The following is a 15,461-nucleotide window of genomic DNA, read 5'->3' as shown; positions in this document are numbered from 1 at the left end:
CGCCCTTTGCTTACCTCGATTGCCACGGTCTCGATCAGCGGTACGCTCGAGGACAAGCTGCGCGCGATTGCCGATGCCGGCTATGACGGGGTCGAGATCTTCGAGAACGACCTGCTCGCCGCGGCCTCGTCGCCGCGCGAGATCGGGGCGATGCTGCGCGACCTCGGGCTGGCCTGTACGCTGTTCCAGCCGTTCCGCGATTTCGAGGGCATGCCGACAGAATTGCGCGACCGCACTTTCGACAGGGCCGAGCGCAAGTTCGACCTGATGCACGAACTGGGCACCGACCTGATCCTGGTCTGCTCCAACTGCTCGCCGCTCTCGCTGCCCGACCGCGACCGCATCCTCGACGACTTCGCCGAACTGGCCGAGCGGGCGGCGGCGCGGCAGTTGCGGGTGGGCTATGAGGCGCTGGCCTGGGGGCGGCATGTCAACGACCACCGCGACGCGTGGAGCGTGGTGCGCGATGTGAACCATCCGGCGCTCGGGCTGATCCTCGACAGCTTCCATTCGCTCGCCCGGCGCATCCCCTCGTCGAGCATCGGCGATATCGACCCGGCGAAGCTGTTCATCGTCCAGGTCGCCGACGCGCCGTTCGTCGAGATGGATTATCTGTCCTGGGCGCGGCACCTGCGCAACATGCCCGGGCAGGGCGACTTCCCGATCGGCGAATATGCCGCCGAGCTGTTACGGATCGGCTATCAGGGCTATTGGTCGCTGGAGATCTTCAACGACCGGTTCCGATCGGGGTCGGCGCATGTCGTGGCGCTCGACGGCTATCGCTCGCTGATCGCGCTGGAGGACGAGGTAGGCCGGCGGCCGCGGACCCCCGTCGCGCCGACCATGCCACCGCGCGTGTCGCCGACCCGGGTCAGCTTTATCGAGTTCGCGGCTGACGAGGCCGAAGCGGCGATGCTGCGCGGGACCCTGACCGCATTGGGGTTCGCCTGTGTCGGCAGGCATCGCCGCAAGGCCGTCGAGCGCTGGGGGCAGGGTGCGATCAACATCGTCATCAACCGCGAGCAGGAGGGGTTCGCGCACAGCTTCGACATGGTCCACGGCGCGTCGGTCTGCGCGATCGGGCTGAGCGTGCCCGATGTACCCGCGGCGCTGGCCCGGGCGGAGGTATTGTCGATCCCGCGCTTCGAACAGTCGGTCGGGCCGGGCGAGATGCAGATCCCCTCGGTGCGCGGCGTCGGCGGCAGCCTGATCTATTTCATCGAGCAGGGCAGCGAGGAGGATGTCTGGGCGACCGAGTTCGAGGCGCTGGACAGTGCCAGGGCGGGCATCGGGCTGGAGACGATCGACCATATCGCCCAGACGACCTTTTATGAGGAGTTCCTGAGCTGGATCCTCTATTACGTCACCCTGTTCGACGTGACCAAGACGGTGCAGCTGCAGATTCCCGATCCGCTCGGGCTGGTGCAGAGCCAGGCGGTGGAGTCGCGCGACAAGTCCTTGCGCATCACGCTCAACAGCTCGGTCGCGCAGCAGACCCTCTCCTCGCGCTTCCTGACCAAATATATGGGCGCGGGGGTGCAGCATATCGCCTTTTCCTGCCCGGACGTGTTCGCCGCGGCGGAACGGGCGCGGGCGAACGGGCTGGAGATGCTCGAGATCTCGCGCAACTATTATGACGATCTCGACGCGCGCTTCGGGCTGGGCGCCGATCTGATCGACCGGATGGCATCGCTCGGCATCCTGTACGACCGCGACGGGGAGGCCGAATATTTCCAGTTCTACAGCCGCGCCTTCGAAAAGCGCGTCTTCTTTGAAATCGTCGAACGGCGCGGCTATGGAGGATATGGCGCGGCCAACGCCGGTATCCGCCTCGCGGCGCAATCCCGCTTCAAGGCCGAGGTCGCGTATTGATCGATTTACCAGCGGGGGAAGCGTGACCGTCCAGCAATCCAAGGCCAGCCTCCGCGCCGCATTGGCCGAGAACACCCGCGCCAACATCATCGACGTCGCGACCCGCGAATTCTCCGACAAGGGCTTTGCCGGCGCGCGGATCGACGAGATCGCCGAGAAGACCAATTCGTCGAAGCGGATGATCTATTATTATTTCGGCGGGAAGGAGGGCCTGTACCAGGCCGTTCTCGAACAATCCTATGGCGGTATCCGCGAGCGCGAAGAGGCGCAGAATTTCGACGCGATGTCGGCCGAGGACGCGCTGCGCGAAATGGTCGTGCACACGTTCGACTATCACATGGCGCACCCCGATTTCGTGCGGCTGGTGATGAACGAGAACATCCTGCACGGCGCGCATATCGAGGGCGTCGAAGGGATCAAGAACCGCAACCGCAGCGTGCTGAACGCGATGAAGCGGATGCTGGATCGCGGCGTTGCGGAGGGGGTGTTCCGCGAGGGCGTCGATCCGCTCGGGCTGCACATGACGATCAGTGCGCTGTGCTTCTACAATGTCTCCAACCGCTACACGCTGCGCGCGATCTTCGGCATCGACACCTCGGTGGCCAAGACGCGCACCAAGCGGCGCGAGCAGGTGGTCGAAGCGATCCTGGCTTATGTCCGGCGCTGAGGCGCGGCGTTGATCCTATTTAGCCGGCGATGAGAAAGATGCGGCGGTTTCCCGTGGCGGTTGGCGGATAGCGCGAGGTGCGGCGCGGTTGAATCGAGCGCGGCCGTCGCCCGCAAAATGTCATGAGGGTCACTGACGTTTTTGCGGAACGTTGTACGAGAAGTTGTACAATGTTCCTGCTGTCGAAACTCGGCGGCCTTATCGCCCCATCTACAGCATGGCCGCTCCCCGGCGAAGGCCGGGGCCCAGGTGGGAAGGCTGATATTGGGGTGTGCGACGCGAGTCATGGGCGTCCCCCGACTGGGCCCCGGCCTTCGCCGGGGAGCAGTATGTGATCGAGCGAACCTCATAATAGCAGGCCTCGTATCAAGCCGCAGCACGCTTGCGGTGGACCCTCTCTCCGGTTATGTACTAAATAGTTAGATAAAAGATGGAGGGGTGGATGATCGGCTCGACGGGGCGCATCGCGGGCGTGTGTCTGGCGCTGGCACTGGCGGGGTCCGCAGGTGCCGCGGCGCCGGGGCAGCGGGTGTTTCCGACGGCGGAGCGGCCGCCATCGGCCGATCCCTATCCCGATCGCGTGACGGCTTTTTTGGGCGGCGTGACCAGTCTGGCGGACGTCGTCTACTCCGTGATCCCGGGATATCGCCCGATGATCCTCGACATCTATATGCCGCCCAACGGCAAGGCGGCAGCGCCGAAGCCGCTGGTGATCTATGTCCATGGCGGCGGCTGGGTCGGCGGGCATACCCGCGCCGGCGGGGCGCTGGCCGATTTCCCCAAGGCGCTGGCGTCGCTGGCGGCGGAGGGGTTCGTGGTCGCCTCGGTCGAATATCGGCTGTCGGGCGAAGCGCGGTTTCCGGCACAGCTCGACGATGTGCGCGCGGCGATCCGCTTTCTGAAGGGCAATGCCGGGAAATACGGGATCGATCCGGGCCGGGTGGGTATCTGGGGCGCGTCGGCGGGCGGGCATCTCGCGGCGCTTGCTGCCCTGTCCTGCGGGGCGCCGGGGCTCGATGCCAAGCCGCAGCCGGCGGGGTCGGAATGCGTGCAGGCGGCGGCGATCTGGTACGGGGTGTTCGACTTCGCGCCGATCGTGGCGCGGGCGGAAGGGTCACCGATCGCGCTGATCGGATGTGCCGATGCGGCGTCGTGCCCGGTCGACCGGATCAGGGCGGTGAGCCCGCTGACCTATCTCGACCCGAGCGATCCACCGTTTTTGCTGATCCATGGCGAGGACGATCATACCGTTTCGGTGACGCAGTCGAAGGAGGCGTTCGCGAAGATGAATGCGGCGGGGGTGAAGGTCGACGAGATATTGATGCCGGGGATCGACCATAGTTTCATCGGCAAGACGCCGGTCGAGACGCGGGTCGCGACGCTCAGGGCGGTGAATGCGACGTTCGATTTTTTCGGGGTGCAGTTGAAGGGGCGGTGAGCCCCTCCTCTTGCGTCATGCCGGACTTGTTCCGGCATCCATTCTGCGGCTGGGTGCAGCGGCAATAATCGGGCGCTGCGTTTGCGGAGGCATGGACCCCGGAACAAGTCCGGGGTGACGGGAGTGGGTGGATAGGCCTCCGCTATTTCCCCGCGACCATCGGATGCGGTTTCGGCTGGTCCGTCCCGCCGCCCAGCGCCCATCTGATCCCCTCGAGATACATGGTCCGCACCCGGGGATCGTCCCAGCTGGCGTCGGTGTGGCCGAGGTCGGAATAAAAGACGCGGCCCTTGCCGTAAGATTTGATCCAGGCGAGCGGAAAGTCCTTGTCGGTACGGTGGACATTGGGGTTGGTCAGGTCGACGCTGGCCGGGTCGATCCGCGCGAGCACGTCGAGCTTGTCGCGCGCATAGGGCGTCGCGGTCATCTCATAATGTTCGTCCTTGACCATCATGCCGGTTTTGAACGCTTTCATCGCGGGGAAGCCGGGGCGCTCGACGATGATCTTCGCATCCGTGATCATCCAGGGGTGATTGTCGAAATAGGCGCCGATCATCTCGCCATATTCGGGCCAGGTATAGCCGGTCGCGGTGGCGGTGTGGACGCCGATGAAACCCTTGCCGTCCTTCGCGATGAAATCGAGCAGGTCCTGCTTCTGCTGCGGCGACATGCTGGTTTCGCCATTGGTGTAGAACAGCACGGCGTCGTAATAATCGAGGTTGCGGCCGCGCGATTGTTTCTTGCCGCCCTTGGCATAATCGAACTTGCCCCAGACCTCCCCCTTGGTGATCAGGTCGGTGTCGGTGCGGATGAAGGTGACGTACGCGCCGGACTCGCGCCCGATCTGCTCGATCACCGAGGCGGCATGCGACAGCGCGCTGTGCGCGGTCTGGTTGCCGGTCGAGATGTCGGCGATGACCAGCAGGCGCTTCTTGCCGGCATAGGCATCCTCGTAGCCCGGCGGCGGACGCCGGTCGGCGGGCGGGGGCGTGACCTGCGCGGAAGAGGTGGCGGCCAAGGCGAGCGCGGCGATCGAGAGGGCAGTGCGGAGGTGGATCTTCATTGGGCGGTTCCCTTGGGCGGCAGGGCGAAGGCAGTGATGGTATCGCCGGTGAGCGGGCTGTCGAGGAAGCTGCCGCCAGTGGCGGAGACCGCGACGAACTGGCGGCCGCCGGCGAGATAGCTGACCGGGGTGGCGTGCGCGGCGGCGTCGAGCTTCACCGTCCAGAGCTCCTTGCCGGTGGCGGAGTCGAAAGCGCGGAAGCGGGCATCGTCGCTCGCGCCGATGAACACGAGGCCGGAGGCCGTGGCGATCGCGCCGCCGATATTGGGACGGCCGGTGCGCTGCTTGTCCTCGGGCAGGCTGTCGGTGATGCCGAGCGGCACCTGCCAGGCGATCCTGCCGGTCCTGGTGTCGACCGCGCTCAGCCGGCCCCAGGGCGTCTTCTGGCACATCATCTTCGTGTCGGGTTGCTGGAAGCGGGCGCTCAAGGTGCCACGTTCATAGGGCAGCGGCCCTTTCGACGGGACGAGCGAGGTGACCTGGCCGAGGTCGCTGGTGTTGGTGAAGAGCAGGCCGGAGCGCGGATCATAGGCACTGCCGCTCCAGTTGCCGCCGCCCTGCAGGCCGGGGAAGCTGATCGTCGGTTGTTCGAGGCGCACCGGCACATAGAGCCCGCCGGACACCATCCTGTTGCTGGTGATCCAGTTCGCGCACCAGCTTTTCAGCTCGGGCGTCACGTCGGCGACATCGGCCATGGTGAAGCTGGTGCGGGCGAGCGGGGGCGTCGCGGTCGGGATCGGTTGAGTCGGCGAGGCGGCCTCGCCGGGCACGTCGCTTGCCGGGAAAGGCTTCTCCCTGACCGGCAGGATCGGCTTGCCGGTCGCCCGGTCGAGGATGAAGAGCAGGCCGTTCTTCGAGGTGATGGCGACCGCCGGAACCGTCTTGCCGCCGACCTTGGCGTCGAACAGCAAGGGCGGCGCCTGGAGATCATTGTCCCAGATGTCGTGATGCACGACCTGGAAATGCCAGAGATATCTGCCCGTCTTCGCGTCCGCCGCGACGAGCGACGTGCCGTAGAGATTGTCGCCCTTGCGGTCGCCGCCATAGCGATCGAAGGCGGGGGCGCCGAACGGCATATAGACGATGCCGCGCGCCTCATCGACGGTGAGGAAACCCCAGGCGTTGACGCCCGAGCGGCCCTCGGCGCTGCCGGGCGCCCATGTCGCATAGCCGGGCTCGCCCTTGCGCGGCACTGAATGGAAGGTCCAGACCAGCCTGCCGCTGCGCGCATCCCAGGCGCGGACGTCACCCGCCGCGCCGATCGCGGGGAATTCCTGCACGGCGGCGCCGGTGATGATCAGGTCGCCATAGACGAGCGGCGGCGAGGTCATGCCGTAGAAGCGGGCATTGCCGGTGCCGATGATCTCGGGCGTCTTCATCTCGACCGCGCCGTTGGTGCCGAAGCCGGCGGACGGTTTGCCCGTCGCGGCGTCAAGCGCGAGCAGCCGCCCGTCGCGCGTGCCGAAGAACAGGCGCGCCGCCGTGGCCGTGTCGCCCGGCCAATAGTCGAGGCCCCGGACCGAAGGCTGGCCGCGGTCGAGCAGCGAGACCCAGATCTCCTTGCCGGTCGCCGGATCGAGCGCGACGATGCGGCCATAAGGGGTGGTGATGTACATGCGCCCGCCGATCACGAGCGGCGTGACCTGCGATCCGGCGAAGCGCGAGCGTTGCGCCCGTGGCGGGCCGACTGCCTCGGCCGCGCGCTGTGCCGCATCGGCCGCTTCCGGCGTGAGCGACGGGTCGGCCGCAGGTTTCATATGATAGACCCAGGCGGGCGCGAGGTCCTTCACATTGGCCGGGGTGATCTCGGTCAGCGGGGAGAAGCGCTGGCCGCCCTTGTCATGGCCATAGGTGGCCCAGTCGCCATCCGTGGCCGCCATGGCCGCCGACGAAAGCACCGAACACAGGAGCGCCGCAGCACCTAGCCTCATCATCCAACCCCTTGCTCCGCGCCGGTCACTTTCTGGCTGGGCGCTTATATATGAACTGGTTCGTACATTTCCCTTTTCAACGCAAGACGCTTTCGGTATCGGGGACGAAATCGATGCCGCATGGCGGACATCGGCATGCCCGGGAGAGAATGATTGGCACGCGCAGTCCATGTCCTGAACGGACCGAATCTCAACCTGCTGGGCGAGCGCGAGCCGCATATCTACGGCCATGACACGCTGGCCGATGTCGAGGCGATGTGTCGCGTCGAGGCGGATGCGGCGGGTTTCGACCTGGTGTTCCGCCAGACTCATGCCGAGCATGAGATGGTCGAGTGGATCCAGGCCGCACGCAAGGGGTCGGCCGGGCTGGTGATCAATCCCGCGGCGTTCACGTATGCCGCCTATCCGGTGCTCGATGCACTGAAGCTGTGCGACTGCCCGATCGTCGAAGTGCATATCAGCAACATCCACCGACGCGAGGCCGAGTGGCGGTCGAAATCGATCATGACTCAGGTCGTGACCGGGATCATCTCGGGGCTCGGCGTCAACGGCTATCCGCTGGCCATCCGGCATATCGCCTGGCTGCGGAGCCGCGAGCAATGAGCGGCGCGATGGGTGCGCCCCGTGCGACCCGCGCGCGTATGGGCGTGCTGGTGCTGATCACGATCGCCACCGCGATCAATTATCTCGACCGCTCGGCGATGGGCGTGGCCAAGCCCGAGCTGGTCAAGGATCTGCATATCTCGCCCGAAGTGATGGGCCTGATCTTCTCGGCCTTTTCCTGGACCTATGCCATTGCCCAGATCCCGGGCGGTATCGTGCTCGACAAGCTCGGCACGCGCGTCACCTATGCCTTTTCGCTCGGCCTGTGGTCGCTGGCGACCCTGGTCCATGGCTTCATGACCAGCGTCATGGGGCTGGTGACGGCGCGTATGGCGTTGGGCATTGCCGAGGCGCCGTGCTTCCCGGCCAACAGCCGAATCCTCAGCACCTGGTTCCCCCAATCGGAGCGCGCCCGAGCGACCGGCGTCTATACCGTCGGCGAATATATCGGTCTCGGGCTGCTCATCCCGGTGCTCGCCTGGATCGTCGCGACCTGGGGCTGGCGCTCGCTGTTCTTCATCGTCGGCGCCCTGGGCATCGTCTTTGCCCTGGTCTGGTACCGGCTCTACCGCGACCCCGAGCATAGCGTGCGAGTCAATCAGGCCGAGCTGGATTTGATCGCCGCCGGCGGCGGGCTGGCCGCGGCGGGCGCCGCGATCCCCTTCACCTGGGCCAATGTCGGCAAGCTGATGCGCAAGCGCCAGATATTGGGCGCGTCGATCGGCCAGTTCTGCAGCAATTCGACCCTGGTCTTTTTCCTCACCTGGTTCCCGAGCTATCTCGCCGAGGAACGCGGCATGGACTTCATCAAGACCGGCTTCGCCGTGTCCCTGCCCTATATCGCGGCCTCGGTCGGGGTGATGCTGGGCGGGGTCGTCTCCGACTGGCTGATCCGCCGCACCGGTTCGCCGAGCATCGGCCGCAAGCTGCCGATCGTCGCCGGGCTGCTGCTCTGCGCGACGATGGTCACCGCCAATTTCGTCGACTCGAATGCCTTCGTCATCGTGATCATGTCGATCGCCTTTTTCGGCCAGGGCATGGCGGGGCTGGGCTGGACCCTGCTGTCCGACGTCGCGCCCAAGCCGATGATCGGGCTGACCGGCGGGCTGTTCAATCTTTGCGCCAATCTGGCCGGGATCGTGACGCCTTTGGTAGTCGGTTTCGTGGTCGGCGGGACCGGCAGTTTCTACGGTGCGCTGGTCTATATCGGCGCGCTCGGGCTGGTCGGCGCGGCCGCCTATATCGTCATTCTGGGACCGGTCGAGCGCGTCTCGATCGATTGAGTCGATCCGGTTCGAATGTTTTGACATGTACCAGTCCGTTCATTAAGTAACGAAACAGTTAGTGCAAAAAGCACGACATATAAAAAGGGGAAGATGCCATGAAGAGCGCACGTCTGACATTGAGTGTTTCCGCCATTCCATTCCTGATGCTCGCAACTGCTCAATCCGCCTTCGGCCAGGCCGTGCCGGCGACACCGTCGCCGGCCGAGGCGACTCAGGTCGAGGATGACAATGGCGAGCGCATCGAGGACATCATCGTCACCGGATCGAGCCTGCGCGGCGTCGCGCCGGTCGGCTCCAATCTCGTCACGGTCGGGCGCGAGCAGATCGAGGACATCGCGCCGCAGACCGCGCAGCAGCTGCTCAAGACGGTGCCCTCGGTCGTCGGATCGCAGAGCGCCGGGCAGGGCGCCTATGGCAGCTTCGACGGCGCCGGCACCAACGCCCCGACGATCCACGGCCTGGGCGCCTCCGCCTCGAACAGCACCCTGGTGCTGATCAACGGCCATCGTTTCCCGCTGACCGGCCTGAACCATGCGCTGGGCGATCCCAACATCATCGCGCCGCTGGCGGTCGAGCGCGTCGAGGTGCTCGCCGACGGTGCGTCCTCGGTCTATGGCTCGGATGCGGTCGCGGGCGTCATCAACTTCATCACCCGCCGCAGCTATAGCGGCATCGAGGCGACGGCCCAGGCCGGCTTCGGCGACGAATATCGCACCTTCAACGCCGGTATCCTCGCGGGCACCAAATGGGATAGCGGCTCCGCGCTGGTCTCCTACAATTATTCCGACCGGTCGAACCTGCTGGCGGGCGACCGTGCCTTCACCAAGGCGGATCACCGGCCGCAGGGCGGCACCAACTTCGCCGGCTATGGCTGCTCGCCCGCGACGGTGACCGCCAACGGCCTGATCTATTATTCACCCTATACCGCCGCCGGCCTGCCCAACAATGCGGCGGCCAACGGCGTGTGCGACTTCACCGGCCTGACCGACCTGATCCCGTCGGAGAAGCGCCACAGCGTGATCGCGACGATCCGCCAGGAGATCGGCGACAAGTTCACCGGCACGGTCGACGTCGTCTATTCGAACCGCAAGAACCATCAGACGGTCGCGCGTGGATCGGCCAGCGCCACGATCTTCGGGCCGGGTTCGGCCAATGCCGCGCAGATCAATCCGTTCTTCACGCTGCCGACCGGCGTCGTCGCGACCTCCGAGACGGTCAATTTCGACGCCGACGCCCTGTTCGGCCCGGGCGCCTATATCGATTCGGGCGCGGAGAATTTCTACGTCGCGGCTGACGGCGTGTATCGCATCACCGATACGTGGAACCTGAATGTCGGTGCCGTGGCGGGGCGCGACTCGTCGCGGCAGTTCAATTCGGGCCAGCTCAACGCCAGCGCCTATAACCTCGCGGTCAACGGCACGACCAATGGCGGGGGCAACGCCACCGCGCCGTCGATCCCGGGCTCGACGACGATCATCCTCAACACACCGCTGACGACGGCGAACGCGTTCGACCCCTATCGGGTCCCGGGCAACCGCTCGTCCGCCGCCACGCTCGCCAAGCTGATCGACAACAACCAGACCCTGGCGACGCGCCAGACGCTGACGAACATCTATGCCAAGGTCGACGGGGCGTTGTTCGACCTGCCGGGCGGCGCGGTGCGCGTCGCGCTGGGCGGCGAATATACCAAATATCATATCGACCAGGACATCACCCGGCCCAATGCGACCGGCCCGGCCTCGACCGGATCGTCGACGCTCAACCTGCGTTACGACCGCGATGTGAAATCGGCTTATGTCGAGGTGCTGTTGCCGCTGGTCGGGCCGGACACCGGCATTCCGGGCGTGCGCAAGTTCGACGTCATCGTGTCGGGCCGCTACGACAAATATAGCGATTTCGGCGAGACGAAGAATCCGAAGATCGCGGCGAACTGGGAAATCGTCGAGGGCGTGAAGATCCGCGGCAACTGGGCCGAATCCTTCGTCGCCCCGGCACTGACCAGCTTCGGCACCAACGCGGTCGGCCTGACCGGCGAATCCGGCTTTGCCGGCGCCAATGGCAGCAGCGTGCCGGGCGGTACCTTCACCGTCTCCACCTCGGCCTTTCCCGGGGCGATCGGCCTGCCGGGCTGTCCGGCGGGATCGACCACCTGCACGATCGGGAGCGGCGTGACCGGCCTGTTGCTGACCGGCGGCAATGCCGACCTCAAGCCGCAGACGGGCAAGGCGTTCAGCATCGGTATCGACCTGACCCCGACCTTCGCGCCGGGCCTGCGGGTCAGCGTGACCTATTGGAACAACAAGCTGCGCGGCGGCATCACCTCGCCGGTCCCCTCGCTCGCTTTGGGCGCGGCCGACCTCGCCTATCTGCTCCAGCTCTATCCGGCCGGCGCCACGCCGGCGCAGATCGGCACTGCGACCGCCGGCCTGCCGCAGACCGGTGCGCTCAACGCGACGACCTATTTCATCTATGATTATCGCCAGCGCAATGTGCTCAACCTCGATGTGGCCGGTATCGATGCCAGCGTGAATTATGCGACCAGCACCAGCTTCGGCGACTTCAATTTCGGCGCCAGCGGTACGCTGAAGACCAAGTTCGACCAGTTCTTCGGCACCAACGGCACCAAGTTCAGCGTGCTCGGCACGGCGGGCTTCAACACGACCTTCCCGTCAGTGAAGTTCGAGAGCCGCGCGAACATCGGCTGGTCGCTCGCGGGCTTCAGCGCCAATGTCTATCTGAACTATCTGGGTGCCTATCGGAACTGGAGCGGATCGAGCCAGGTGCCGATCACCCGCACCAATGGTTTCCCGACCGGCGGCGGGGCGCGGGTGAAGCCGAACACCACGGTCGACCTCAACCTGTCGTACAAGATCAAGGACGTGTTCCTGAAGGAAGCGCAGATCTTCGTCGACGTGACCAATCTGTTCGATCGCGACCCGCCTTTCTACAATGTCTCGGCGGGCTACGATAACATCAATGCCAGTCCGATCGGGCGCGTGGCCACGATCGGCCTGAGGACCAAATTCTGATGACCGGGGCCCGCGTGCCGATCGTGGGCGGGCCCTTTTTGCCGGTGGTCTCGACCAGGACCGCGTGGCGCGTACGGAGCGTGTGATTTGACGAGTGAAGCTTCCCCTTTTCCGGAACAGCGACGGTCCTTCCTGACGGGGTTGCTTGGCCGCGACATATTGGCATCACGCTCGCCCTGGCTTCACGAGCGCGAAGCCGATGCGCAGGGGTTGCGGCTGGTCTATTCGCTCTATGATTTCGCCGCGCGCGGGTGGGACGAGAGCGACCTGCCGACATTGCTCGACGCAGCGGCAATGGTCGGGGTTTCCGGCCTCAACGTGACTCACCCCTACAAACAGGCAGTCGTGCACTATCTCGACGGCCTGTCCGAAGGGGCGCGGCGAATCGGTGCGGTCAACACGGTGCATTTCGTCGACGGCAAGCGCATCGGCCATAATACCGACGTGACCGGGTTCGGCGAGAGCTTCCGCCACGGCCTGCCCGATGCGGCGATCGAGTCCGTGGTGCAGATGGGCGCCGGCGGCGCCGGCTTCGCGACGGCGCATGCATTGCTCGATCTCGGCGTGGCGCAGCTGCAGATCTTCGATGTCGACAGCGCGCGACGCCGGGCGCTGGTCGAGAAGCTGGGGCGCGATTTCGGCGACGGGCGCGCGGTCGAGGGGACCGACCTGGAGACGGCGATCGCCGGCGCGGACGGTATCGTCAATGCGACGCCGATCGGCATGGTGAATTATCCGGGCACCTCGATCCCGGTCGAGTTGCTGCGGCCGAGTCACTGGGTTGCCGACATCGTCTATTTCCCGCTCGAGACGATGCTGTTGAGCGAAGCGCGGCGGCGCGGGTGCCGCACGCTGGACGGCAGCGGCATGGTGGTGTTCCAGGCGGCGGCGGCGTTCGACATCTTCACCGGGGTGACCGCCGATCGCGAGCGCATGCTGAAGAGCTTCGTCGATTTCGTCAGTGCCCCGGCGGTGCGTGCGGCCTGAGGCGATGATCACGCTCGGCCATGTCAATATCCGCACCACCCGCCTCGACGAGACCTGCGCCTTTTACGAGAAGATCCTTGGTTTCCGGCGCGTGACCGCGGCGACCAATCCCGATCCTTCGCGCAATCTCTGGCTGGCCGATGCGGCAGGCCATCCGAGCGTTCACGTCAACGTGTTCCGGCCGGGCGAGTCCGTGGTCGCGGGCGGCGGCACCTGCCTCGACCATATCGCGTTCAACTGCCCCGATCGCGGCGCGATGGCCGCGTTGCTCGAGCGCGAGGGCATTCCCCATACCGAGATCGAGACCCGGGTGCCGGGGCTGGTGCAGTTCAACCTGCACGACCCGAACGGCGTGCGGGTCGAGCTGACCTTCGGGCATGAGCTGGTCCGGCTGGCGGACTGAATCAGGCGAGCTCCTCGCCGGGCAGCAGCTCGGTGCTGACCTGGGCCTGCAATGGCGCGGCATAGCGGGCGCCGCGGATCGCGCCGGGCGCGAAGATCGAGTCGACCCGGGCGATCGTGTCGGTGCCGAGCGTGACGGTCGCCGCCTTCACATCCTCTTCCAGATGCGCCGAATCGCGCGTGCCCGGGATCGGCACGATATGGTCGCCCTGCGCCAGCACCCAGGCAAGGGCGAGCTGGGCCGGGGTCAGCCCGATTTCGGCCGCCAGCGTGTCGAAGGCAGCGACCGCCTGGAGGTTGTGCGAGAGATGGGGCTCGACGAAGCGCGGCATATGGGCGCGGATATCGCCCGCCGGGTAGCGATCGTCACGGATCGCGCCGGCGAGCATGCCGCGCGCGACCGGCGAGAAGGCGACGAAGGCGATGCCGAGCTCGCGGCAGGTGTCGAGCACCGCGACTTCGGGGTTGCGCACGATCGGCGAATATTCGGTCTGGACCGCGGCGATCGGGTGGACCGCCTGGGCTCGGCGGATGGTTTCGGCGCCCATTTCGGACAGGCCGATCGTGCCGATCTTGCCCGCTTCCTTCAGCCGGACGAGCGCGCCGACCGAGTCCTCGACAGGCACATCGGGGTCGGGGCGATGCAGATAGAGAAGGTCGATATGGTCAGTGCCGAGGCGGCCGAGCGAACGGTCGACCGAGCGGGTGATCGCGTCGGGCGAGCCGTCGAGGGTGCGCTTGCCGTCGATCATGTCGAGCACGCATTTGCTCGCCAGGGTGAACTCGGCCTTGCGGTGCATGATCGCACCGGCAATCAGCGTTTCGTTGCGGCCGCCGCCATAGAGCGCGGCGGTATCGATCAGCGTGACGCCGAGATCGAGCGCGCGGTTGAGCAGGCGCGCGCCGTCTTCCGCCGAGGGCGCCACGTCATAGGCGTGGCTGAGCCCCATCGCGCCGAGGCCGATGGCGGAGACGGAAAACGGGCCGATGCGGCGGACGGGCAGGGGCATGGCTAGAGCGGCAATCCCACATAGTTTTCGGCGATCGCGGTCTGCATTGCCTCGGACGAGGCGACATAGTCCAGCTCCGCGATCTGCATGCGATGCTCGAACGGACCGTCCTCGGGGAAACGATGCATCAGCTTGGTCAGGTACCAGCTGAACCGTTCCGCCTTCCAGATGCGGGCGAGCGCCTTGGCCTGGTAGCCGGCCAGGCCGGCCTCGTCGCTTCGCTGGTAGTGCGCGATCAGCGCGTCGGCGAGATAGGCGACGTCCGAGGCGGCGAGGTTCAGGCCCTTGGCGCCGGTCGGTGGCACGATATGCGCGGAATCGCCGGCGAGGAACAGGCGGCCGTGGCGCATCGGCTCGAACACATAGGAGCGCAAGGGAGCGATCGACATCTCCAGCGCCGGGCCGCGCGTGACGCCGCGGCTCGAAATGGAGTCGAAGCGCAGCGCGAGCTCGTCCCATAGCCGGTCCTCGGGCCAGTCCTCTACCGTGTCGGTCAGCGGCACCTGGACATAATAGCGGCTGCGCGTCGCCGAGCGCATCGAGGCGAGCGCGAAGCCGCGCGGGCCGTTGGAATAGATCAGCTCGTGATGGCAGGGCGGCACATCGGCGAGGATGCCGAGCCAGCCGAACGGATATTCGCGCTCGAAGTCGCGGGCGACGCTGGCCGGGAAGGCCTTGCGCGAGGGGCCGTGGAAACCGTCGCAGCCGGCGATGAAGTCGGCCTGGATCGTGACCGTCTCTCCATCCCTGGTGTAGCTGATCGAGGGATGATCGCTGTCGACATCGTGCAGCGCGAGGTCCTTCGCCTCGAACACGATGTCCAGCCCGCGCTCCGGCGCGGCGGCGAACAGGTCGCGGGTCAGCTCGGTCTGGCCATAGACCATGACATGCTTGCCGGTGAGGCGGGTGATGTCGATGCGGATCAGCCGCTCGCCATCGGCGAGGTTGAAGCCCTCCTCGATCAGCCCTTCGGCCTTCATCCGCGCGTCCACGCCAAGGCGGCTCATCAGATCGGTCGTCACCGTCTCCAGCACGCCCGCGCGGATGCGGCTCTCGACATAGGCCTGGGTCTGGCGCTCGAGGATGACACAGTCGATCCCCTCGGCGCGCAGCAGATGGCCGAGCAACAGCCCGGCGGGGCCGGCGCCGATGATCGCAACGCCGGTCTTCATG

At 66.0% G+C, this 15,461-nt stretch carries 12 protein-coding genes; 8 read left to right on the top strand and 4 right to left on the bottom strand.

Annotated elements, in window-relative coordinates; all coding sequences use genetic code 11:
- The first annotated feature begins 6 nt into the window (after positions 1 to 6).
- From AC1DX5_RS01320 to AC1DX5_RS01310, 3 genes are all read left to right on the top strand, one after another.
- Positions 7 to 1,872 (top strand): bifunctional sugar phosphate isomerase/epimerase/4-hydroxyphenylpyruvate dioxygenase family protein, encoded by a 1,866-nt coding sequence (locus AC1DX5_RS01320; protein ID WP_478013840.1) that lies wholly within the window; start codon positions 7 to 9, stop codon positions 1,870 to 1,872.
- 22 nt (positions 1,873 to 1,894) lie between these two features.
- A complete protein-coding gene (locus AC1DX5_RS01315) occupies positions 1,895 to 2,539 on the top strand; it encodes a TetR/AcrR family transcriptional regulator (RefSeq protein WP_478013839.1) in 645 nt (214 codons plus the stop codon).
- Between the two features lie 442 nt (positions 2,540 to 2,981).
- Positions 2,982 to 3,977: an alpha/beta hydrolase fold domain-containing protein gene (locus AC1DX5_RS01310; RefSeq protein ID WP_478013838.1), complete on the top strand. Its 996-nt coding sequence runs from the start codon at positions 2,982 to 2,984 to the stop codon at positions 3,975 to 3,977.
- Between the two features lie 142 nt (positions 3,978 to 4,119).
- Here AC1DX5_RS01310 and AC1DX5_RS01305 read toward each other — a convergent pair whose 3' ends face one another.
- Both AC1DX5_RS01305 and AC1DX5_RS01300 read right to left on the bottom strand, forming a co-directional pair.
- Complete coding sequence (locus tag AC1DX5_RS01305) at positions 4,120 to 5,040, bottom strand: ThuA domain-containing protein (protein WP_478013837.1); 921 nt, start codon at positions 5,038 to 5,040, stop codon at positions 4,120 to 4,122.
- Complete coding sequence (locus AC1DX5_RS01300; protein WP_478013836.1) at positions 5,037 to 6,920, bottom strand: pyrroloquinoline quinone-dependent dehydrogenase; 1,884 nt, start codon at positions 6,918 to 6,920, stop codon at positions 5,037 to 5,039. Before AC1DX5_RS01300 ends, AC1DX5_RS01305 begins: the two co-directional genes overlap by 4 nt.
- 204 nt (positions 6,921 to 7,124) lie before the next feature.
- Here AC1DX5_RS01300 and AC1DX5_RS01295 point away from each other — a divergent pair, with 204 nt between their 5' ends.
- From AC1DX5_RS01295 to AC1DX5_RS01275, 5 genes are all read left to right on the top strand, one after another.
- Entirely contained in the window at positions 7,125 to 7,574 is a 450-nt protein-coding gene (locus tag AC1DX5_RS01295; protein ID WP_465171914.1) for a type II 3-dehydroquinate dehydratase, read from the top strand.
- Positions 7,575 to 7,582: 8 nt separating this feature from the next.
- Positions 7,583 to 8,857 (top strand): MFS transporter, encoded by a 1,275-nt coding sequence (locus AC1DX5_RS01290; RefSeq protein WP_478013835.1) that lies wholly within the window; start codon positions 7,583 to 7,585, stop codon positions 8,855 to 8,857.
- Positions 8,858 to 8,955: 98 nt separating this feature from the next.
- Positions 8,956 to 11,889 carry a TonB-dependent receptor domain-containing protein gene (locus AC1DX5_RS01285; protein WP_478013834.1) on the top strand — a complete coding sequence of 978 codons (2,934 nt, stop codon included), beginning with the start codon at positions 8,956 to 8,958 and terminating at the stop codon, positions 11,887 to 11,889.
- An 87-nt stretch (positions 11,890 to 11,976) separates the two neighbouring features.
- Positions 11,977 to 12,876, top strand: coding sequence for a shikimate dehydrogenase (locus tag AC1DX5_RS01280; protein ID WP_478013833.1), 900 nt, complete (start codon positions 11,977 to 11,979; stop codon positions 12,874 to 12,876).
- Positions 12,877 to 12,880: 4 nt separating this feature from the next.
- Positions 12,881 to 13,279 (top strand): VOC family protein, encoded by a 399-nt coding sequence (locus tag AC1DX5_RS01275; RefSeq protein WP_465171918.1) that lies wholly within the window; start codon positions 12,881 to 12,883, stop codon positions 13,277 to 13,279.
- A 1-nt stretch (position 13,280) separates the two neighbouring features.
- Here the strand turns inward: AC1DX5_RS01275 and AC1DX5_RS01270 are convergent, their stop codons facing one another.
- Entirely contained in the window at positions 13,281 to 14,288 is a 1,008-nt protein-coding gene (locus tag AC1DX5_RS01270; RefSeq protein ID WP_478013832.1) for an aldo/keto reductase, read from the bottom strand.
- Positions 14,289 to 14,290: 2 nt separating this feature from the next.
- Positions 14,291 to 15,460 (bottom strand): 4-hydroxybenzoate 3-monooxygenase, encoded by a 1,170-nt coding sequence (pobA, locus tag AC1DX5_RS01265; RefSeq protein WP_478013831.1) that lies wholly within the window; start codon positions 15,458 to 15,460, stop codon positions 14,291 to 14,293.
- Between the last annotated feature and the right edge of the window lies 1 nt (position 15,461).

The sequence above is a fragment of the Sphingomonas sp. P2_B6 genome, assembly GCF_056404755.1.
This window is presented reverse-complemented; position numbering and strand designations above follow the sequence as displayed.

Coding starts and splice junctions, on each gene's coding strand:
- AC1DX5_RS01310 (WP_478013838.1), top strand. CDS start 2,982: ATGATCGGCTCGACGGGGCGCATCGCGGGCGTGTGTCTGGCGCTGGCA.
- AC1DX5_RS01305 (WP_478013837.1), bottom strand. CDS start 5,040: ATGAAGATCCACCTCCGCACTGCCCTCTCGATCGCCGCGCTCGCCTTG.
- AC1DX5_RS01300 (WP_478013836.1), bottom strand. CDS start 6,920: ATGGCGGCCACGGATGGCGACTGGGCCACCTATGGCCATGACAAGGGC.
- AC1DX5_RS01290 (WP_478013835.1), top strand. CDS start 7,583: ATGGGTGCGCCCCGTGCGACCCGCGCGCGTATGGGCGTGCTGGTGCTG.
- AC1DX5_RS01285 (WP_478013834.1), top strand. CDS start 8,956: ATGAAGAGCGCACGTCTGACATTGAGTGTTTCCGCCATTCCATTCCTG.
- AC1DX5_RS01275 (WP_465171918.1), top strand. CDS start 12,881: ATGATCACGCTCGGCCATGTCAATATCCGCACCACCCGCCTCGACGAG.
- AC1DX5_RS01270 (WP_478013832.1), bottom strand. CDS start 14,288: ATGCCCCTGCCCGTCCGCCGCATCGGCCCGTTTTCCGTCTCCGCCATC.
- pobA (WP_478013831.1), bottom strand. CDS start 15,460: ATGAAGACCGGCGTTGCGATCATCGGCGCCGGCCCCGCCGGGCTGTTG.